Source organism: Pseudomonas migulae NBRC 103157, assembly GCF_002091715.1.
Taxonomy (GTDB): Bacteria; Pseudomonadota; Gammaproteobacteria; order Pseudomonadales; family Pseudomonadaceae; genus Aquipseudomonas; species Aquipseudomonas migulae_A.
In genome coordinates this window covers 1-21622 of sequence record NZ_BDAG01000021.1, presented here as the reverse complement: position 1 = coordinate 21622, position 21622 = coordinate 1, and the positions used below count along the sequence as shown (strand labels likewise).

Below are 21622 nucleotides of genomic sequence, written 5' to 3'. Positions count from 1 at the left end.
CGTAACACTTGAAGCGAATGGTGGGTGATGACGGGATCGAACCGCCGACATTCTGCTTGTAAGGCAGACGCTCTCCCAGCTGAGCTAATCACCCTTCACTTTCGGTGTGGCGCGCATTCTACGGAGCGACCTCACCTCTGGCAAGCACTTTTTTAAATAATTTTTTCAGGCCTTCCAAAGGCTTAGAGAAGGGTTGGCCTATGGCGCCACGAAGAGAATAATGCCCCACTTTGTATAAAGGAGAGACTCGCCCCATGTGGTTCAAAAACCTGCTTATCTATCGCCTGACCCAAGATCTGCCTTTTGATGCCGAGGCGTTGGAAACTGCACTGGCCACCAAACTGGCGCGTCCCTGTGCAAGCCAGGAGTTGACCACCTACGGTTTCGTCGCGCCATTCGGCAAGGGCGAAGATGCACCTCTGGTGCACGTCAGCGGCGATTTCCTGCTGATTTCCGCGCGTAAAGAAGAACGCATCCTGCCTGGCAGCGTCGTGCGCGACGCCGTGAAGGAAAAGGTAGAAGAGATCGAAGCCGCGGAAATGCGCAAGGTCTACAAAAAGGAACGCGACCAGATCAAGGATGAAATCATCCAGGCCTTCCTGCCTCGTGCCTTTATCCGTCGCTCGTCGACCTTCGCCGCCATCGCGCCGAAGCAAGGCCTGATCCTGGTCAACTCGGCCAGCCCGAAACGTGCCGAGGACCTGCTGTCCACCCTGCGCGAAGTCATTGGCACACTGCCGGTGCGTCCACTGACCGTGAAAATGTCCCCGACCGCCACCATGACTGAATGGGTCACTACCCAGAAAGCCGCGGACGATTTCTTCGTGCTGGACGAGTGCGAACTGCGTGACACCCACGAAGACGGCGGCATCGTGCGCTGCAAGCGTCAGGACCTGACCAGCGAAGAAATCCAGCTGCACCTGAGCACTGGCAAAGTGGTCACTCAGCTGTCGCTCGCGTGGCAAGACAAACTGTCTTTCGTCCTCGACGACAAGATGGTGGTCAAACGCCTGAAGTTCGAGGACCTGCTGCAGGATCAGGCGGAACAGGACGGTGGCGAAGAGGCCCTGGGCCAGCTGGATGCGAGCTTCACCTTGATGATGCTGACCTTCGGTGACTTCCTGCCGGCGCTGGTTGAGGCGTTGGGTGGGGAAGAGACACCTCAAGGCATCTAAGCCGACGCTCGGTCTAAATGTGGGAGCGGGCTTGCTCGCGAAGGCGTCATAACAATCAACATCATCGTTGAATGTCGGACCGCTTTCGCGAGCAAGCCCGCTCCCACATTGGATCTGCGTAACGTTCAAATATGAATAATAAGGATCAGGCCATGCGTGCACTGGCTGCATTGAGTCGTTTTGTCGGCAACACCTTCGCTTACTGGGTTCTGATTTTCGCCGTCGTGGCCTTCTTGCAACCGACGTGGTTCATCGGCCTGAAAGGCGCCATCGTCCCATTGCTGGGGCTGGTGATGTTCGGCATGGGCCTGACCCTCAAACTCGAAGACTTCGCCGAAGTCGCTCGCCATCCGTGGCGTGTGGCCCTGGGCGTCGTTGCGCACTTCGTGATCATGCCCGGTGTGGCGTGGTTGCTCTGCCAGGTTTTCCACTTGCCGCCGGAAATTGCCGTTGGTGTGATTCTCGTCGGCTGCTGCCCGAGCGGCACTTCCTCTAACGTGATGACCTGGCTCGCCCGCGGGGATCTGGCGCTGTCAGTGGCCATTGCCGCCGTCACCACCCTCCTCGCTCCGCTGCTGACCCCGGCGTTGATCTGGTTACTGGCTTCGGCCTGGTTGCCGGTGTCGTTCATGGAGCTGTTCTGGTCGATCCTGCAAGTGGTGCTGTTGCCCATCGTGCTCGGCGTGGTCGCTCAGCGCCTGCTTGGCGCTCGGGTTCACCACGCGGTAGAAGTGTTGCCGCTGGTTTCCGTGGTCAGCATCGTAATCATCGTCACCGCGGTCGTCGCTGCCAGCCAGGCGAAAATCGCCGAGTCCGGCCTGCTGATCATGGCCGTGGTGATGCTGCATAACAGCTTTGGCTACTTGCTCGGGTACTTCACCGGGCGTCTTTTCAAGTTGCCACTGGCCCAGCGCAAATCCCTGGCACTGGAAGTCGGCATGCAGAACTCGGGTTTGGGCGCTGCGCTGGCCAGCGCACACTTCTCACCGCTGGCGGCGGTGCCAAGTGCATTGTTCAGTGTATGGCACAACATTTCCGGGGCACTGCTCTCGACATATTTCCGCCGAATGAGCGAGAAAGAAGATCGCGAAACGGCAGCTCGCCAAGTCACTGAATAAGCGGCCAACTTGATCCCCGGTTTAATGATGGGCACTATACTGCGCAACGCGAGGACGACCTCGCGGCTCGATCGAGTCATTAATCTGGGGACGACCCCGTCAATCGATGGAGGTCTGTCATGTCCTGGGTCATTCTGTTTTTCGCCGGCCTGTTCGAAGTAGGCTGGGCCGTCGGCCTGAAATACACCGATGGTTTCAGCCGCCCCCTTCCCACCGCACTGACCGTTGCCGCTATGGCCATCAGCCTTGGCCTGCTCGGCCTGGCCATGAAGGAACTGCCGCTGGGCACTGCCTATGCGATCTGGACAGGCGTGGGCGCGGTCGGCACGGTCATCGCCGGGATCATTCTGTTTGGTGAGTCCATGGCGCTGTACAGGCTCGCCAGTGTGGCGTTGATCATTACCGGGTTGATTGGACTGAAAGTCAGCGCCTAGTCATTGCCGGTCCATACAAAAAAGCCCGCTCCCCTGGCGATACCCGGGGAGCGGGCTTTTTAATGGCATGGAAAAAGGATCAGCTTTCAGCCAGCGCCATGCGCTCACGCATGACCGGAGCCTTCTCCACATATTCAAGCTGCATGCAGCGCTCCAGGAACAGGAACATGTAGTCGTAGCTTTTGCACACCGCCTGACGCAACTCTGCCTGCAAGGACTTGCCCGGGTTCATGCCTGCCAGCGTGCAGATGATTTCCAGCGCTTCCCATGGATGGGCATCGTCGTACTGGGCATGCATCTTCAGCCACTTCATGGCCCGCTTGCGATCCTCTTCGGGGAACGCGGCCGCGTAGACACCATTGGAACAGACCAGCGCCGACCACTCACCTGTCGCGCCTTCAATGGCGTAGTTGGTGGCGGCAATGGCAACGATCAGCGAATCCGACGAACTGGTGTGCCAGCACCAGTGACTCAAGGCATGAAGTTCAGGGGATACCTTTTGCGCCTGCAGATCTTCCAGGCTCACACCGTGAGCGCGACTCCAGTGCACCCAGTAATCGGCGTGGTTCAATTCCACCCGGATGTTGCGCATCAACCAGCGACGCGCCATGTCCTCGCCGGGATGGCGGGCAAAACGGGTCTTGGTCAGGTTCTGTGCCATGTATAACGCGAACTGCTCGACCACCGGCCAACCACCAATGAGGTAGTTGCGCATGGTCTTTGCGCTGAGTTTGTTATCTCGCATGCGCCTGTACAGTTCGTGCTCTACAACCCGGCGTTTACTCTCGCTGCAATCCTGGATCAGTTGCTGAGCCCAGGCGGGATAACTTGCAGCTTCCATGAGGGGGCCGGTTCGGTTGAATGTCTCGATCACTGTCGGGTTCCTTTTGATTGTGATTGTAAGGATCAGCAGGAGATTTCAACGGAACGTGCCAGGTGCCTTGAACAACAAAGGCTGAGGCCTGGCAGGACGACTTTGCAGACTATCGCAGGTAAACAGATGCGGGCGTTCAATCACATACCCTTGAGCGTAATCCACCCCGATCTCCAGCAATGCCTGCTCGATCTGGGGTGTTTCAACAAACTCGGCAATCGTGCGTTTACCCATGACATGACCGATGTGATTGATCACTTCGACCATGGCGCGGTTAATCGGGTCGTCCAGCATATCCTTTACGAAACTCCCGTCGATCTTCAGGAAGTCTACAGGCAAATGTTTCAAGTAAGCGAATGAGGACATTCCGGCGCAAAAGTCATCCAGCGAAAAATGGCAGCCTAAGCCTTTGAGTTCATTAATAAATCGAATTGCACTTCCAAGATTGGAAATTGCGCTGGTTTCAGTGATTTCAAAACAAATCATTTCAGGCGGTATGGAGTAAGTAATGAACTGTTGACGCAGGAAGTCCAGGAACGCCTCATCTCCGATAGTTGTGCCTGACAGATTAATCGCACACATTGCCAACGGCCCTTTATGTTTCTCCGCTATACATTGGGCAATGATCTTGAAAACATTCTGCACAACCCAACGATCAAGCGAAGTCATCAGGCCATAACGTTCCGCTGCCGGAATGAAACTGTCGGGCAATATCATGCGCCCGGCTTCGTCATGCAGGCGCAGCAGAATTTCAATATGCCCGCCGCCTTGTTCGACATGTCCAAGGGCCGCAATTTCCTGGGCGTACAGACAAAAACGGTCTTCCTCCAGCGCCATGTGCAGGCGCTGCACCCAAGCCATCTCACCGAAGCGCAGGGAGAGTTCCGAGTCGTCGGCGTGATAGACCTGAACCCGGTTGCGGCCTTTTTCCTTGGCCATGTAACACGCCATGTCAGCGGCGCGCAGCGATGTTTCGAGGGTGGTGGGCTGCTGAGTGATATGCACCAGCCCGATGCTCACGGTGGTCACGAACGGCCGGCCCTTCCAGACGAAATGCAGGTTCTGCACGGTCTGGCGCAGCCCCTCGGCGATTTTCTCTGCCGCTTCCGGCGAACAGTTCTCCAGCAGAATGCCAAACTCGTCGCCGCCCAGTCGCGCCAGGGTATCGCCCTCGCGCAAACCCGATTGCAACAGCGCACAGATATGCCGCAGCAATTCGTCTCCCGCCGCGTGGCCGCAGGTATCGTTGACCAGCTTGAACTGATCCAGATCGAGGAACATCAGCGCATGACGCCCCGGCTGCCGCGCCAGGTTATGCAGCACCTGTTCCAGGCGATATTCGAATTCGCGGCGGTTGGCGAGACCGGTCAAGGCATCATGGGTCGCCTGCCAGGACAAATTGGCGATGTATTGCCGCTCCTGGGTCATGTCGTGCAACACCAGCACGGTGCCGCTGACCTTGCCGGCATTGCGGATCGGCGCGCCGACCAGTGTGACCGACACCGTGCTGCCATCCAGGCGCTGAATCAATTTGGAATGTTCGCTGCCACCGCTGAGCTGACCACTGAGGATGTGTTCGATCAGCGTAAAGCCATCGGCCTGGGCGTTTTCGTCCAGCAGATTGAACAGCGCTGCCAGGGGCAAACCTGTCGCCTGCTCAGCCTTCCAGTGCGTCAACGCCTCGGCGGCCGGGTTCATGTAGGCAATTGCGCCGTCGACATTGGTGGTGATCACGCCATCGCCAATTGATTGCAGGGTGATTTGCGCACGTTCTTTTTCCAACTGAAGTGCATCGGCGAATGCATGGCGCTGCTTGAGCAGTTTGTGCGTGCGCATCAGGGCCAGGACAATCAAGCCCAGCGCGGTGGCGAGGTTGATCGCCAGCAACAGCCGCAGGATCATCCGCGAGCCTTCGCCCAAGGCATCGCTGAAGGCCTTCGCCGCCGGTGTCACACTTTCGTTGATGACGAATATCTGATCCTTCCAGCGCCTGATATCGGCATCGGTGGCCTGGTCGGTGGTGATGCGCTGACGCATTTCCTGAGCGATGTCATCGAGTTGCACCAGATACGCGTCGCCCACCCGCCAGAGGTCAATGGCTTTCTCGTGGTAACTGAAGTGCCGGAAATTCAGGTACAGCCAGATCACACTATTGATGTCATCCGGGTGGTTGCCGCCCTTGAGGATCGCCACGCGCGCGGCGTCTAATTTCGGCGGCTGATGATCCAGCGCCACACGCAATTCATGGCCCCCCTGAGGCACGGCAATCGCGTTCTTGTATTTGCTGAATATCGTCTCGTCGTGACTGTCCGCGTAGAGATTGAGGTAATAGATGGCGTCTTTCTGGCCCTTGGACCAGAGGCTTTCGCCGGCAACGTAGCCGCGCACCGCCGACAGAACGTACAGGCTGACACCGCCCAGCAGCGCCTGAAACAGCACGACGGCGATAAATGGCCAGACGATGCCCAACAACCGTGGCGTTCCGAGAGTACGCGCTTGATTCATGAGGTCCCTTGTTTTAGCACAGCCAGATCATCATCCAACGTGATCGCTACAGCTAGACTAGGGTGCGTTCTCGATCCCGGCAAGCGGGAAGCCCTTTCTATGGGCAAGTGCCAGTAAATAACGGTTTTCATTGAGACGCAGACACACCGCGCGACACAGTTCCTGGAGCAAAACCGCCATCACCTAACTATGTACCGCTCTCTACTGTTTGTTTTCACTTGAAATCGGCCAACGACGCCATCCCATCAGAGCGATGTGCAAATCAACCGACAACCAAGAGAAGCGATTACATGCAATCGAACACTTCAAACCCGCCGTCACCCTCCGAGGCTGAGTTACATGCAGGCCAACTGGAGGATTACGAACTTCTGCTCGCAACCCTGCGCGAAACACCGGTAAATATCCTTTGGCCCGTTTTGTCACTAAAACCTTTTTCACCAATCACCAAGGTGAGCGCAGACGGATTAAAAGCGTTATGGCAAGTGCTGCGCGATCGGGATTACATCGATATGTGCACAAGGCTTGAAATAAAACACGGTGATCTATCCGTCGCGTTCACGGAAGGCAAGTATGTCTACCAGACTTGGAAAAACACAGGACATAAAGTCACGCTGGAGTTGACCGAACACGCCAAATGGCAGCCTCTGAAACTGCGGATTGAGCGGGCAGCAGCATTACTGGGCGGAGTGTTGAATTCAAACCGCACCATTGGCTTCGAAAGAATGTGCGTCTTTTACGGCATTGCATTGACTTCGAGAGATCCGCAAAAAGTTCAGGCCACGATAAAGGTCGTTCGAGACAGAATCTCCAGCCATCGCTTGAGACTGGAGGACGAGTTTGAAGCCCTTGATCTGAAGTCCCTTCCCACAGAAAAGGATCCGGAAACATTCGCGACTATCCAACAAGCTGACACTCCAGTCGATACGCAGTTACTCCATAGAGGCCGGGCCAGCTCCGAAATAGTCGATGCGGTTAATCAATTTCTGCCGGAGAACGTTACTTCACCGTTGGCGTACCTTGCCAAGGACGTTCTTTCTAACGCAACGATTGAACAAGTACGCGCAACGCCGAGTGTGTACCTCGAAAAAATACTGCAGAGCGCGGAGGCTCAAAAACTGGGAAACACCTTACTGACGACAATGGATTGGTACGGCGGAAGAACCGGTGAAGAGACTTCTCCTTACATTCGCACCAGACTGATAGCCAACGCGCTGCAGCATTGGCTTTGTGCACAAACCCTGGATTCCAGCGACTTGATCGCTGGTTACGACTGGCAAACTCACGAGAATTGGGGAAAGAGCTACCAGGCTATCCGCGAGGCATTTGAAGCCCATTTACTCACGTCAAAACTGGCATCGTCGGACAAAGAGGCCGTGGTCATTTCGCGGTTGTTTTTGTCCCGATTCCCCTTTGAATTTCGTGTCCGCGATATTCAGGCGGATCTTGCCTACCGGAGCACGGCTGTCTGGGTCAATTTCCTCAATGGAGTCAATTTCGTCAAAGCCGTAGCCCCCGAATTGCTGGACAGGCTGAGCTTCCAGCAGTTGGTCAACTTGCCCATGTACCGGGCCGAAGTGGCAACGACGGAAGAATTGAACCTCCTCAGTCGCACCAGGCTGCTTCCAACACTGGATTGGGCCGTCACCCATGGTTTCATCCCGCAAAAAAAACTCGAAGGTTACACGCAAGCCGACATCGAACGAGCCTGCTCCGAACTGGAAAAACACTCGAACGAGGTCAATCAAGCGGTTATCCGGATCAATGAAGAGCCCCCCAAACGGCTGTCCATTGCCAAGGCTGAAGTACAAACACTGTTCGGAACCGAAGCCTTCAATACCGACGGACGCAAACTGGCCAGGTATGACGAGTTGGCTTCGATCGGCTTTCGCGACACACCGCCACTCAGGGATAAGGAATACAAGTATTACTCGTTCGCCGATGTCTTGGCGTCCGGTATGTTCGACGATCAGAAAATATGGATTGTGACTGAAGCCGACGGCGAGACCTTAAGTCCGAAATGGATCAGGATGGACAAGGACCGGTACTTAATAGCCGATCGGCCGTGGCCGGTTCCCGGCCCTAGCGTTGAAGGTCGTCAAAAAGTCCTGTCACCGTTTACCGAAATCCCCGATGTCCCTGCGCTGTTTGACGACGCCTTCAAGCGGTATCTGGAAAAGATAACAACGGCCTACCAGACATTGATCAGAACGCTGTTAACTTCACTTCCGCATGCCGACCGCCTGGCGCTGGAGGTGGGTGAAGTCAAGATTTACAGCCTGCGCAAAGAAACCCGCAAAGTCGCCGCCAAGGACGAGACGCCCAACATTACGTTGCCGCTCAGAGCGCGCAACGGCGTGATACTGCAAGCGACCCAAACAAACGAGCCCACCGGGGACGAAGCCGCCGTTTCCGTCAGCACTTTTTACGAGCTTTTTCCGAAAGCCGGGGTGATACGTCGACTCGAAAATTTTGATGCGACGTTGTTGATTCCCCGGATCGGAGCGATGGCAACCACCTCCAATGGGGCCTATGTTGATGTCATCCGCGACAGGCATTTACCCTTCGACTGGGACGCGCATTCGAACGGCACCCTGCCCAAGGCAACGGCCTTCTGCGAGGCCATCATCGATCAGCTGCCACCGTCTCTCAGCGCCAGTTCCGAGATCACAGACCAACATCGGCGCGCCCCATTAACCCTGTCGTCCAGCCGTTCAATGGATATCAGCCGTCACATAGCAACCGAACTCCTGTTCGTTGACCCGCAAAAGTTGCGCACGCTTGCGAAGGGACAGACCAAGTTTGAACTCGAAGAAGCTCGACGTAGAAAGACACTCCAGCTCGCAAAGAAGTTTGTACCGTTCTGGGGCCCTGTCGAAGACCTGATGTCAGGCGACAAGAACCGCATCGCGCTGGGTATAGTCGGCCTGTTTTTTGACGTGATTTCGTTCGCGATCCCCATTGGCAAATTCGTCACGGGTTCGGTCAGACTGATCAACAACGCAGGCCGGCTGGCCACACGCGCAACGCTTCCTTCATTTGCAACGCTGACAAAAACGCTGCTGGTATCGACGCTGCAAGCCTTGAACCCGCTTGAGATTATTCCGGCGCTGCTCAAAGGACTGGGAAAAGCAGTGCGGTACATTTACAAAGCCGTCACGTTCAACTTCAACGATTTCATGGGAACAATCCGCTACTACGAGTATGTGCGCAGCTTGCCGCAGTTGTATGATGCCGGACGCTGGAAGCCTGCAACGCTGGGAGATCAGTTAGCCAGCATCAAAGGCATAGACGATGTGCAAATACGCAACATCGGCGCCTCTGGCAAGACCGACTGGCGTCTGGTCGATCCATTGTCCTCCAAGCCCTATGGTCCTCCGTTAACAACTCGCGCCAGTGACTTCTCACCCGGGCAATCGCACTACCGCCCTCTGGAAGGCCGCAACCAGCAATCGGTTGTGGAGCTGGCCAAGACTCGCCACGTACGCGAAGTGCTTGAAGTGGACGGCCGGACAACGCTGTTTATCGATGACGTACCGTACCGGCTGGAGGGTGACACGCTACGCCGCGCTGACTTGATTGACATGAGTGATTCGCTGAAGTCGATACCTTGCCGGCCACGGCGCGCACCGGGAGCAGACGTGTGCACGACCAGTTATGTGACGCGAGACCCGGCCCCGACACCCGCAGTCGGTACGTTCGATGAAACCAAGGGATGGGCCACCTGGTTTGGCGACAGAATTTACACACCAGGCGCTGCCGATGCCCCCCTGACAAAATTTTCGTTGGCCACTCACACAACACTCGACGCGACGATGGAGTTTCGCAAAGGCATTTACGGGCGTGTCAAAGTCAACGTGACCGAAAAAGGTGTCACCGATACCTTCCACTCCGGAGCCATCATCGTGGACTCCATAGACGGTTCGAAACGGTATGTTTTCACACGTCTTGATGCGGGGGATTTTTACGTTGCCGAACTGGCAAATGGGCAAAGCCTGCGTAACGCACTGACCTTCAAGCAAGCGTCAACCTTGCCCGCCGAACTGCGTCGCGAGTTGATGGTGGTGTACACCGGGTCGTTGAATGCCAACAACATGGCGAGGATTTATGGTGTGGGTCGGGTTGAGCGCGCTCTACAAGCGATGGACAACATCGCCATTCCCATCGGAGGCCCTGCCAATCCGCCTGATACGCTCAAGTTGATCAAGGTCGATACCAGCCCCGGCGAGGCCGTGCTGTTCGATCACTCGACCAGAATGATCGTCAGGCACTCCACCGATGGCGCAACGACCTGGTCAGCGTCCAGGAATGCTCCGGAAAGTGTCCGTGAAACGACAGCGCAAGTAATCAATACACTGTTTCAGAAAACCGTCATCACCCTGGAATCGTCGGTTCAGGGCGGGCCGAAGGCGTTGAAAATCGATGGCGTCATGTTGGAATTACAGCAACGCATCAGCGCCATTCATAGTAGTGAATTGGGCAAGCCGCGGAATGTTGCATTCGCGGAAATCAAGACAAGACAGGGCATTCGGGAGGTTTATGTCAGCGTTTCCGGCAGACAAGGTGACACCCATTACCTGCCATTGTTTTCCAGAAGCAGAGACTCGAACGAGGTGATCATCGACGGCACGAGCTATTTCAACATTGATCACGGTGCCCACTTCCCGCAGACATCGCTGAGCGTGTCCGCTTCCGGCAAGTTGCGAGCGATTCCGCACACGATCAAAGACGTCGAGAAATACACCCCCGAACTCACCCAACGCCCTACTTCACTGGACACCGAGAGCAAACTCATCGGCGTCATACGCCAGAAATATCCGGACTCTCAGGAGCTTGAGTCAATCACCATCGCCACCACCATGGCCCCGTGCGATTCGTGTTCAATCGTCATGAAGCAATTCGGTTATGACGGCAGTCCGGAGGCCTTGAACGTGATCTGGAAGTAGCCGCGCGGCACTGATCAGTGCTGCTGCAAATGCCCATACAGCTTGGCGTACAAACCACCATCGGCAATCAGTTGCTGGTGGTCGCCATCCTCGGCAATCTGCCCGCCATCGAACACCAGCACGCGGTCGGCCTGCTTCACTGCCGACAACCGATGGGCAATGATCAGCGTGGTGCGGTGGCTCAGGAACCGCGCCAACGCCTGGTGCAGGTTGTATTCGGTGGCGGCGTCCAGCGCCGAGGTGGCCTCGTCGAGGATCACCACTTTCGGTTCGGCCAGCACCATCCGTGCAATCGCCAGGCGCTGGCGCTGGCCGCCGGACAATCGCACGCCGGAACGCCCGACGATACTGTCCAGACCGTTGGCCAATTCCCGAACCGTGTTGTCCAGTTGCGCAATTTCCAGTGCCTGCCAGCAGGCTTCGTCGCTGCGCTCACGGCCCATGGTCAGGTTGGCACGAATGGTGTCGTTGAACAGCGCCGGGTGTTGCAGAACCACGGCGACATTCTCACGAACCGTTTCCAGACCGATTTCCTGCTGGGTCGAACCGCCAAAACGAATCGTCCCGGCGAGTGGCGTGTACAGGCCCAGCAGCAATTGCACCAAGGTACTTTTACCACCGCCGCTGGCGCCGACAATCGCGACTTTTTCACCGGGAGCGATGGACAGGTTCATCTGGTTCAGCACCAGCTCGTCGCCATAACCGAAACTCAATCCCTGAACCTCGATGCCGACGGTTTCGCGACCGTTGAACGGGTCGACGCCGCCCGGATATTCCGGCTCATCGGCCCTTGCCAGTAGCTCGTTGATCCGCGATAGAGCACCACCGGCGGCGTAATAGGCGTATTGCAGATTCAGCAGCTGTTCCACCGGGCCGATCATGAACCACAGGTAGCTGAACACCGCGAGCATCTGGCCGATGGACAGGTCGGAGAACAACACCGTGAGCATGGCGGCGGCGCGGAAAATATCGATGCCGAACTGGAACAGCAAACCGCTGGCACGGTTCGAGGCATCGGTTTTCCACTGCGAAGTCACCGCGTAATCACGGACCTCTCGCGCCCGCTGGCCGAGGCGCCCGAGGAAGAAGCCCTGACGGTTGCCGGCGCGCACTTCCTGGATGGAATCGAGGGTTTCGGTTAACGCTTGAGTGAAGCGCGAGGTGCTGTCGTTCTCGAGTTTCTTCAGGTGTTTGACCCGCTTGCCCAACAACACCGTGGCGTAGATCACCAACGGGTTGAACAGCATGATCAGCAACGCCAGTTTCCAGTGCATCCAGATCAGAATGCTCGCCGTACCGACCAGCGTCAGCATGGCCACGAGGAAACGGCTGAGGGTTTCGCCGACGAATTTGTCCAGCGTATCGAGGTCAGTCACCAGGTGCGTGGTGACCGTGCCGCTGCCCAGGCTTTCGTACTCGCCCAGCGAGATGCGCTTGAGCCGTTCGATCAGCCGTATGCGAATGCGGTAGACGATGTCTTTGGCCAGCGCCGCAAACAACTTCGCCTGCACCACGTTGAACAGCAAGGCGCCACAGCGAAGCAACAAGGTCACCAGCAGCATCAGGCCGATGTAGCCCGCCGCTTTCTGCCAGCCTTCGGGTAGCGCGAGGTTCATGACTTTCAGCGCGGCATCGCCATGACCCAGCAGCACTTCATCCACCAGCAACGGCAAAAGCAAGGGGATCGGCACGCTGCACAACGTTGCCAGCACGGCCACGCCGTTGGCGATCCACAGTGATTTCTTGTGATGCAGGGCCAGTCGGCGGATTTCCGCCCAGCTCAGGCGGTCGACACGTGTAGCGCTGGCGGTGTCGTCAGGCTGGTCATGCACAGGCAGCGCGCTCCAGCCAGCGGCCGAGCAGCGGTGAGAGGACGCTCAGAGGCTGATAGCCATTGGTCAACAACGCCAATTGACCATCACGCTCAGCCAGCAAGGTGGGGAAACCGGCGATGCCGAGGTCCTGCACCCAGGTAAAATCGGCCGCTGTCGCGGCATGTTGATCGGCACGGTCGAACGCAGCCGCGAACTCGATGCGCGGCAAACCGGCCTTTTCTGCCAGTTCCACCAGCACACTGGCGTGGGTGACATCACGGCCCTCTGCATAAAACGCATGCTGGATCAGACCGAGCAGTTTCCAGGCGCAATCCGGTGCCAGGCCACGCGCCGTCACCAACGCCCGACAGGCGGGTTCGGTGTCGTACACAAAGCCATCCGGCAATGCGCCTTCGATCTTGAACGGTTGACCGGTGGCCTCGGTGACCGCCTGCCAATGTTCAAGAATGTAGCGCCGGGTGGTCGGCTCCAGCGCCGAACCACTGCCGGTGCGCAAACCGCCCACCACCAGATGCACATCCACCCCCGCCGCTTGCGCCTGTTCGACCAGCGCGTTGGCCACCGGCGCAAAGCCCCAGCACCAGGAACACATCGGGTCCATCACATAGAGCAGGCGGCGAGCAGACATGGTTCAAGCCTCGGAAGGGGTTTGCTTGTAGTTGTAGCCGATCGGGTGAGGCATGTTGCGAGCCTTGGCCAGCTCGATCTGCTTTTGCCGATCGATGGCGCTGCGACGGGTCTTCTCGCTCAGCTTATCCCAGCAATGCGGGCAGCTGATGCCAGCCACGTAGTGCTCGGACGCGCGGTCTTCGACGCTCACCGGCGTACGACAGGCGTGACACTGATCGTAGTCGCCTTCGCTGAGGTCATGGCGCACGGTCACGCGGTTATCGAAGACGAAGCAGTCGCCCTGCCACTTGGTTTCTTCCTGCGGCACCTCTTCGAGGTACTTCAGAATGCCGCCCTTGAGGTGATAGACCTCGTCGAAACCCTGGCTGAGCATGTAGCTCGAAGCCTTTTCGCAACGAATGCCGCCGGTGCAGAACATCGCGACTTTCTTGTGCACGGCAGGGTCGAAGTTGGCTTTGATGTAATCGGGGAATTCACGAAAACTGGTGGTCTTCGGATCGATGGCGCCTTCAAAGGTGCCGATCGAGACTTCGTAGTCGTTGCGGGTGTCGATCAACAGCACTTCAGGATCGCTGATCAGGGCGTTCCAGTTCTGCGGATCCACATAGGTGCCGACCTTTTTGTTCGGGTCTACGCCTTCGACGCCGAGGGTGACGATTTCTTTCTTGAGTTTGACTTTGGTGCGGTAGAACGGCTGCTCGTCGCAGTACGACTCTTTGTGGTCGATGTCGTCCATGCGCGGGTCGTTCTTGAGCCAGGCCATCAGCCCGTCGATGCCTTCGCGGCTGCCGGACACGGTGCCGTTGATGCCTTCTTCGGCGATCAGCAGCGTGCCTTTGATGCCGTTGTCGACCATCGCCTGCAGCAGGGGCTCGCGCAGGTCGACGTAGTTTTCCAGGGTGACGAACTTATACAGTGCCGCCACGACAATCTGTTGTGTCATGGGTGATTCTCCAGGTGGCTACCCTCGTAAGGGGTGAACCGGATGCGAAAAAAAACGCGCCGGGTAAGCGGCGCGTTGCGGATTCTAGCAAAAATATACGAATCCCTGTAGGAGCCGGCTTGCTGGCGATGGCGTCTGCGAAATCGCCATCGCCAGCAAGCCGGCTCTACAAGTTGCGTGGCATTAGTACTAGTGTCCGCCAGCACAGGTCGGCGAGGCCGGAGCCGCGTCGATCTGAGCCCATTCCTCAGGCGTGTAGGTATGCAGCGCCAACGCATGGAATTCGCCCATCAGCTCGCCGAGCGTGCCGTAGACTTTCTGGTGACGCTTGACGCGGTTGAGCCCTTCGAACTGCTGGCTGACCACCACCGCCTTGTAATGGGTTTGCAACCCACGACTGTGCATATGGCTTTCATCCAGCACTTGCAGGTGCTCGGGCTGTAACAGACCCAGCGTCGATTCGATGCGTTGTTGCATGGTCATACCCGGCTCCGCTTAAGGCTTTTTCTTGGCTGGAGCAGCGGCGTTAGCCTTGGGATCCAGCTCATTGGTCATGTCAGCCAGCAATTTGTTGACCACAGGCACCGCGCTTTCAAGCTTGGCTTGGGTCATCTGGGCCGATTGCTGAGTCAGCTGCGGCATTTTTTCCAGGACTTTCTTGCCCAGTGGCGACTGGTAGAACGCGACCAAGTCTTTCAGCTCGGATTCGCTGAAGTTGGTGGTGTACAGCTTGACCATGTCCGGCTTCAGCTTGTTCCAGCCAATGGCTGCGTCCAGAGCGGCGTTGGCCTTGGCCTGGTAGGTTTCCAGCAAGGCTTTTTTCGATTCAGGGGCTTTGGTCTGTTCAAAGCGCTGAGCGAACATTTGCTGCACTTGCATGTACACCGGAGTGCCCAACTTGTCAGCGTGCGCCAGGGTCAGGAAAGCTTCGGCACTGGCGTTGTGGCTGGCGGTATCGGCAAAAACAGGGCCGCTGGCGCAAACCAGTGCAACCGCGGTACAGATGGCACGAAGACGAGTCATCGAGTTTCCTTTTCTAGCAGGCGAGGTAAAACCCCAAGGGCGTCCATTCTGCGCCTAAAAAAGTGTGTCACTCAACCCCAAGCCTTGTCGGGCCTGAATTAGAGGGGTTGAATGGTCAAAATACTGACCGATGGAACCACGGCCGGGGATCACGGCCTAAACTGCGCTATCAGACTGACAGGAGTGTGCATGATGAGCCGTATCGAGACCGACAGCCTTGGCGAGGTGGAAGTGCCGGATGAGGCCTACTGGGGCGCTCAGACGCAACGCTCGCTGATTAACTTCGCCATTGGCAACGAGCGTATGCCGCTGGCGGTGCTGCATGGGCTGGCGTTGATCAAGAAGGCCGCAGCGCGGGTCAATGACCGCAATGGCGACCTGCCGGCCGACATCGCCCGACTGATCGAACAGGCCGCTGACGAAGTGCTCGACGGCAACCATGACGACCAGTTCCCGCTGGTGGTCTGGCAAACCGGCAGCGGCACCCAAAGCAACATGAACGTCAACGAAGTGATCGCCGGGCGTGCCAACGAACTGGCCGGCAACCCGCGCGGCGGCAAGTCGCCGGTGCACCCCAACGATCACGTCAACCGCTCGCAGAGCTCCAACGACTGCTTCCCCACCGCGATGCACATCGCCGCCGCTCAGGCGGTGCAGCAACATTTGCTGCCGGCGATCAGCGAGCTGTCGGGTGGCCTGGCCGAGTTGTCCGCGCGCCATATGAAACTGGTCAAGACCGGTCGCACGCACATGATGGACGCCACGCCGATCACCTTCGGCCAGGAACTCTCGGCGTTCATCGCGCAACTGGACTACGCCGAACGAGCGATCCGCAGCGCCTTGCCCGCCGTGTGTGAACTGGCCCAGGGCGGCACCGCGGTTGGCACCGGTCTGAACTCACCACACGGTTTTGGCGAAGCGATCGCCTCCGAGCTGGCCGCGCTCTCCGGCCTGCCGTTTGTCACCGCACCCAACAAATTCGCCGCACTGGCGGGCCATGAGCCGCTGACCACGTTGTCCGGCGCGCTGAAAACCCTGGCCGTGACCCTGATGAAAATCGCCAACGACCTGCGCCTGCTGGGTTCCGGGCCGCGTGCCGGTTTTGCCGAAGTGAAATTGCCGGCCAACGAACCCGGCAGCTCGATCATGCCCGGCAAGGTCAACCCTACCCAGTGCGAAGCGTTGTCGATGCTGGCGTGTCAGGTGTTGGGCAACGACGTTGCCATCGGTTTCGCTGCGAGCCAGGGGCATCTGCAACTGAACGTGTTCAAACCGGTGATCATCCACAACCTGCTGCAATCGATCCGCTTGCTGGGCGATGGCTGCAGCAACTTTCAGCAGCATTGCATCGCCGGCCTGGAACCGGATGCCGAGAAAATGGCTGAACATCTGGAACGCGGGTTGATGCTGGTGACGGCGCTGAACCCGCATATCGGGTATGACAAGTCGGCGGAGATTGCCAAGAAGGCCTACGCCGAAGGGCTGACCTTGCGGGAGGCGGCGTTGCAGTTGGGGTATCTGACGGATGAACAGTTCGATGCGTGGGTAAGGCCGGAGAATATGCTTGAGGCTGGGGCCAAGGGCTGAGTTTTTTAGTGCCTGAACGCCTCCCATCGCGAGCAAGCCCGCTCCCACGTTTAACCGAGTTCCCACAGAGGAATGCGGTCAAATGTGGGAGCGGGCTTGCTCGCGAAGAACGATGACGCGGATTACCCTGCCGCCATCCGAACCTTTCGGGCCTTGAGCCCAGCGATGATTGACGGCCCCAACGCCACCAGCGCCGATCCCAGCACCACCAGCACCGCCCCGCCATATCCCAGACCATTGATCGTCTCGGCATGCACATAATCCGGCCACAACCAGGCCGCCATGGCGACGGCCGCAAACGTCACCAACGGCGTGATCGCCAACGTCGCACTCACCCGCGAGGCTTCCCAGTGCGCCAGCGCTTCGGCAAACGCACCATATGCAACCAGCGTGTTCATGCAGCACGCCAGCAACAGCCAGCCCTGCAGCGGAGTCAGTTGCAACGCTTCCAGCGGATGCACCCACGGCGTAAGCAACAGCCCGCAGAACAGATAGATCACCATCATCACCTGCAATGAATTCCACACCGTCAGCAATTGCTTCTGCCCCAGGGCGTAGAACGTCCAGACCGTGGACGCCAGCAACACCAGCAGCACACCCGCCGTGTAGTCAGTCAGCGAGGTGAGCAACTCGGCCAGACGCTGATTGAAAAACAGCCCGAAACCAATCAGCAGCACCAGCAGGCCAATGCCCTGCCCCACGCTGAAGCGTTCCTTGAACACAAACAGGCTGGCGATCAGCAACATGATCGGGCCCATCTGCACTACCAGTTGCGCGGTGCCGGGGCTGAGCAGGTTCAGGCCCATCAAATACAACACGTAGTTGCCCACCAGGCCGAGCACCGCCATCAGTACCAGCCAGCCACCGCGAGGCCCGAGCACCTTGCGGCTCGGCAGGCGTCCGGTGGCGGCCAGGTAAATGAACAGGCACCCGCCGGACACCATCAGCCGATACCAGGTCACCGTGACCGGGTCCATCACCAGCAGCACTTGCTTGAGTTTGATCGGCAGGATTCCCCACAACAACGCGGTCAACAAGGCCAGGAACAGACCGTAAACCCAGCGACCGGATGAAATGTGCATGCGTACCCCAAAGCCAGATGGCAAGAATCGTCATTCTAGGCTCAGCGGCGTCTGGCACACAGGGACAGTTGGCGAGCAGACGCAAATGAAACTGTGTGGGTCGCAGCGATAAATTGGCGATATGCCGTCGATCGGTTGGCCAGGCGCTGTAAGCGGTTCATGCATAAGCTCATTGGATCTTCCCACCTTCAGGAGACCGCCATGTATGGCATGCGCGCCCAGGACATCGCCCCCGCCACGCACTTTCGCAGCGACCGGATGTGTCGGGTAAACGGGGAGTTGTATTTCAGCACCCGGGAAAACACGCTGGAGGGGCCGTTTGAAAACCCGGAGGCGGCTGCGCGGGAGATTGAGGCTTATATTGCGCGGATGCAGCTTTTGAGCGCCAGTCGATAGACCGAGGCGCTGCCTTCGCGAGCAAGTCGGATCGCCGCACCGCCGCTCCCACATTCGACCGTATTCCTATGGGAGAACTCGGTCGAATGTGGGAGCGGCGGTGCGGCGATCCGACTTGCTCGCGAAGGCGATATAACAATCACCACAAGCCCTTAAGGCTTAACGCACCGCTTCAAACAACCCGGTCGCCCCCATCCCGCCACCCACGCACATAGTGACGATGCCGTAACGCAAATTCCGCCGCTGCAATTCCCGCACAAGATGCCCGACCTGACGCGACCCGGTCATGCCGAACGGGTGACCGATGGAAATCGAGCCGCCATTGACGTTGTACTTCTCGTTATCGATCCCCAGCCGGTTGCGGCTGTACAGGCATTGCGAAGCGAATGCCTCGTTGAGCTCCCACAGGTCAATGTCGGCCACCTGCAAACCCTTGGCCTTGAGCAACTTCGGCACCGAGAACACCGGGCCGATGCCCATTTCATCCGGTTCGCAACCTGCCACGGTGAAACCGCGAAAGAACGCCTTCGGCTTCAGTCCCAGTTCCAGCGCTTTCTCCAGGCTCATCACCAGCGTCATCGACGCACCATCGGACAGCTGCGACGAGTTGCCGGCCGTGACCGAACCGTCTTCGGAAAACACCGGTTTCAATCCTGCCAGGCTTTCCAGCGTAGTGTCCGGGCGATTGCAGTCGTCGCGATCGACGATGCCGTCGAGGATTTGCACCTGCCCGGTGGACTTGTCTTCAACGCGGTACTTCACCGCCATCGGCACGATTTCGTCGTCGAACAGCCCGGCGGTCTGCGCCTGAGCGGTACGTTGCTGACTTTGCAGGGCGTACAGGTCCTGTTCTTCGCGGCTGACGTTGTAACGACGGGCAACGATTTCGGCGGTCTGGCCCATAGGGAAGTAGATGCCCGGCACCTGCTCTTTCAGCAGCGGGTTGATCAGGTTGTCGGTGTTGACGCTTTTCATGGTCAGGCTGATGGACTCGACGCCACCGGCGACGATGATGTCGCTGCAACCGGAAGCGATCTGGTTGGCGGCAATGGCAATCGCCTGCAAACCCGATGAGCAGAAACGGTTGAGGGTCATGCCGGCAGTGCCGGTGCCCAGGCGCGACAGCACCGCGACGTTGCGGCCGATGTTGTAGCCTTGGGCGCCTTCGTTGGAGCCGGCACCGACGATGCAATCTTCAACGCTGGCCGGGTCGATGCCCGAGCGTGTCAGCAGTGCATTGACGCAGTGAGCCGCCATGTCGTCCGGACGGGTCTGGTTGAACTTGCCGCGAAAGGACTTGGCCAGGCCGGTCCGCACGCTGTCGACGATCACCACTTCACGCATGGCATACCTCATTGTTGTTATGGGTTGAGAGTGGACCGAGCATAAGTCCACCGGTAACCGGTCGCGACAATCATTCACCCCGCGTATGCGCAGCCATCGGCTCACCCCTTGAGTTTTTTCAGCTTCTTCTCTTGCTTGTCGGACTTTACGAACGCCTCTTCCAGCGCCTGGTTGAGGGTGCGCAAGACCTTGACCCGCGCCCAGCGCTTGTCGTTGGCCTCCACCAGGGTCCAGGGCGAAATCTCGGTACTGGTGCGGTCGACCATGTCGCTAACCGCAGCTCGGTAGGCATCCCACTTTTCCCGATTGCGCCAGTCATCTTCGGTAATCTTGAAGCGCTTGAAGGGAATCTGCTCGCGCTCCTCGAAGCGCTCCATTTGCGTTTCTTTATCGATGGCCAGCCAGAACTTGACCACGATCACCCCGGCGTCGGCGATCTGCTCTTCGAAGTCGTTGATTTCACTGTAGGCGCGCAGCCAGTCCGCCGGGCTGCAAAAGCCTTCGACGCGCTCCACCAGCACCCGGCCATACCAGGAACGGTCAAACACCGTGAATTTGGACCGCGCCGGAATATGCCGCCAGAAACGCCACATGTACGGGTGTGCCCGCTCCTCCTCGGTGGGTGCGGCAATCGGCACGATGCTGTACTGGCGCGGGTCAAGTGCCGCCGCAACCCGGCGTATCGCCCCGCCTTTGCCGGCGGCATCGTTGCCTTCGAACACCGCAATCAAGGCGTGGCGGCGCATGCGTTTGTCGCGCATCAATCCCGATAACCGCGCCTGTTCGGTGATCAGTTGCTCTTCGTAATCGTCCTTGTCCAGATGCAGGGTCAAGTCGAGGCTGTCGAGCAGGTTGACCTGATCGACGCTGCTGGCCAAGGGCGCGGCGCTGACTTTATCCGGGTGAATCGTCGGTCTTTTCAAGGCGCCTTGCAGGCCTTCGAGCAGAATCTTGCCGACCGCCAGGCTCCGATAGCGCGGGTCCATTCCGGCGATCACATGCCACGGTGCGTAGTCACGGCTGGTGCGGCGCAAGATGCGTTCGCCGTATTTCACGAACTTGTCGTAGGTCTGCGATTGCTGCCAGTCCAGCGGGCTGATGCGCCAGCTGTGCAGAGGATCGTCGGCCAGGGCCTTGAGGCGGTCCTTCATTTGCTTTTTCGAGAGGTGAAACCAGAACTTGAAGATCAGCGCGCCTTCGTCACACAACATCTTTTCCAGGCGTTCGGCACCGTTGATGCTCTGATCGAGCCTGGGTTCCTTGATCACGCCATGAACCCGGGCCTGCAGCATCTGGCTGTACCAGTTGCCGAAAAAAATCCCCATGCGCCCCGTGGCCGGGAGCATCCGCCAGTAACGCCAGGCCGGTGGCCGCGCCAGTTCTTCGTCGGTCTGCTGATCGAAGGTGCGCACCTCGATCAGCCGCGGGTCCATCCACTCATTGAGCAGTTTCACCGTCTCGCCCTTGCCGGCACCTTCGATGCCGTTGATCAAAATGATCACCGGAAAACGTTTTTGCTGCTGAAGCTCGAACTGCGCCTCGAGCAGCGCCTCACGCAGCGCCGGCACCTCGGCTTCATAGGTTTCTTTGTCGATGACGTGACCGATTTCAGCAGATTCGAACATGGAGGGCTCCCTTTCCAGATTGTGGCAAGACTAGCGGATTGGGCCATAGCCAGCAGAGAAAAATCCCTGTTTTTCCGGCCTGTGTGGCAAGGCTGTATTCCGCGCCCT

Annotated in this window: 16 protein-coding genes and 1 tRNA gene; 6 read left to right on the top strand and 11 right to left on the bottom strand. The window is 58.1% G+C overall.

The window, feature by feature from the left end:
• Positions 1–18: 18 nt before the first annotated feature.
• A tRNA-Val gene (locus PMI01S_RS16730) sits at positions 19–94 on the bottom strand.
• Between the two features lie 160 nt (positions 95–254).
• Between PMI01S_RS16730 and rdgC the strand changes: the two genes are divergently transcribed.
• The 3 genes from rdgC (at position 255) to sugE (ending at position 2727) form a co-directional block, all read left to right on the top strand.
• Entirely contained in the window at positions 255–1175 is a 921-nt protein-coding gene (gene rdgC, locus PMI01S_RS16725; RefSeq protein ID WP_084321094.1) for a recombination-associated protein RdgC, read from the top strand.
• A gap of 152 nt (positions 1176–1327) precedes the next feature.
• Complete coding sequence (locus PMI01S_RS16720) at positions 1328–2293, top strand: bile acid:sodium symporter family protein (protein WP_084321093.1); 966 nt, start codon at positions 1328–1330, stop codon at positions 2291–2293.
• 119 nt (positions 2294–2412) lie between these two features.
• Positions 2413–2727: a quaternary ammonium compound efflux SMR transporter SugE gene (gene sugE / locus PMI01S_RS16715; protein ID WP_084321092.1), complete on the top strand. Its 315-nt coding sequence runs from the start codon at positions 2413–2415 to the stop codon at positions 2725–2727.
• Positions 2728–2806: 79 nt separating this feature from the next.
• Here the strand turns inward: sugE and PMI01S_RS16710 are convergent, their stop codons facing one another.
• Both PMI01S_RS16710 and PMI01S_RS16705 read right to left on the bottom strand, forming a co-directional pair.
• The gene (locus PMI01S_RS16710; RefSeq protein ID WP_084321091.1) at positions 2807–3601 is read right to left on the bottom strand and encodes an iron-containing redox enzyme family protein; all 795 of its coding nucleotides are present in this window, start codon (positions 3599–3601) and stop codon (positions 2807–2809) included.
• 45 nt (positions 3602–3646) lie between these two features.
• Positions 3647–6106, bottom strand: coding sequence for an EAL domain-containing protein (locus PMI01S_RS16705; protein ID WP_084321090.1), 2460 nt, complete (start codon positions 6104–6106; stop codon positions 3647–3649).
• Positions 6107–6396: 290 nt separating this feature from the next.
• On the opposite strand from PMI01S_RS16705, the gene PMI01S_RS16700 reads away from it, so the two are divergent.
• Complete coding sequence (locus PMI01S_RS16700) at positions 6397–11049, top strand: deaminase domain-containing protein (protein WP_084321089.1); 4653 nt, start codon at positions 6397–6399, stop codon at positions 11047–11049.
• Positions 11050–11063: 14 nt separating this feature from the next.
• On the opposite strand, the gene PMI01S_RS16695 is transcribed toward PMI01S_RS16700, so the two are convergent.
• From PMI01S_RS16695 to PMI01S_RS16675, 5 genes are all read right to left on the bottom strand, one after another.
• Complete coding sequence (locus PMI01S_RS16695; protein WP_084321088.1) at positions 11064–12881, bottom strand: ABC transporter ATP-binding protein; 1818 nt, start codon at positions 12879–12881, stop codon at positions 11064–11066.
• Positions 12874–13512, bottom strand: a complete 639-nt coding sequence (locus PMI01S_RS16690; RefSeq protein ID WP_084321087.1) for a DsbA family protein — start codon at positions 13510–13512, stop codon at positions 12874–12876. Before PMI01S_RS16690 ends, PMI01S_RS16695 begins: the two co-directional genes overlap by 8 nt.
• 3 nt (positions 13513–13515) lie before the next feature.
• Positions 13516–14457 carry an oxygen-dependent tRNA uridine(34) hydroxylase TrhO gene (gene trhO, locus PMI01S_RS16685; protein ID WP_084321086.1) on the bottom strand — a complete coding sequence of 314 codons (942 nt, stop codon included), beginning with the start codon at positions 14455–14457 and terminating at the stop codon, positions 13516–13518.
• A 189-nt stretch (positions 14458–14646) separates the two neighbouring features.
• The gene (locus tag PMI01S_RS16680; RefSeq protein ID WP_084321085.1) at positions 14647–14940 is read right to left on the bottom strand and encodes a BolA family protein; all 294 of its coding nucleotides are present in this window, start codon (positions 14938–14940) and stop codon (positions 14647–14649) included.
• 12 nt (positions 14941–14952) lie between these two features.
• A complete protein-coding gene (locus tag PMI01S_RS16675) occupies positions 14953–15480 on the bottom strand; it encodes a DUF2059 domain-containing protein (protein WP_084321084.1) in 528 nt (175 codons plus the stop codon).
• A 192-nt stretch (positions 15481–15672) separates the two neighbouring features.
• On the opposite strand from PMI01S_RS16675, the gene PMI01S_RS16670 reads away from it, so the two are divergent.
• A complete protein-coding gene (locus PMI01S_RS16670; RefSeq protein WP_084321083.1) occupies positions 15673–17067 on the top strand; it encodes a class II fumarate hydratase in 1395 nt (464 codons plus the stop codon).
• A gap of 122 nt (positions 17068–17189) precedes the next feature.
• Here the strand turns inward: PMI01S_RS16670 and PMI01S_RS16665 are convergent, their stop codons facing one another.
• On the bottom strand, positions 17190–18149 hold the full coding sequence (locus tag PMI01S_RS16665; protein WP_084321082.1) for a DMT family transporter: 960 nt from the start codon (positions 18147–18149) through the stop codon (positions 17190–17192).
• 201 nt (positions 18150–18350) lie between these two features.
• On the opposite strand from PMI01S_RS16665, the gene PMI01S_RS16660 reads away from it, so the two are divergent.
• Complete coding sequence (locus tag PMI01S_RS16660) at positions 18351–18545, top strand: DUF6316 family protein (RefSeq protein ID WP_084321081.1); 195 nt, start codon at positions 18351–18353, stop codon at positions 18543–18545.
• Positions 18546–18704: 159 nt separating this feature from the next.
• Here the strand turns inward: PMI01S_RS16660 and PMI01S_RS16655 are convergent, their stop codons facing one another.
• A complete protein-coding gene (locus PMI01S_RS16655; RefSeq protein WP_084321080.1) occupies positions 18705–19889 on the bottom strand; it encodes a thiolase family protein in 1185 nt (394 codons plus the stop codon).
• 101 nt (positions 19890–19990) lie between these two features.
• Positions 19991–21514 (bottom strand): polyphosphate:AMP phosphotransferase, encoded by a 1524-nt coding sequence (gene pap, locus PMI01S_RS16650; protein ID WP_084321079.1) that lies wholly within the window; start codon positions 21512–21514, stop codon positions 19991–19993.
• Between the last annotated feature and the right edge of the window lie 108 nt (positions 21515–21622).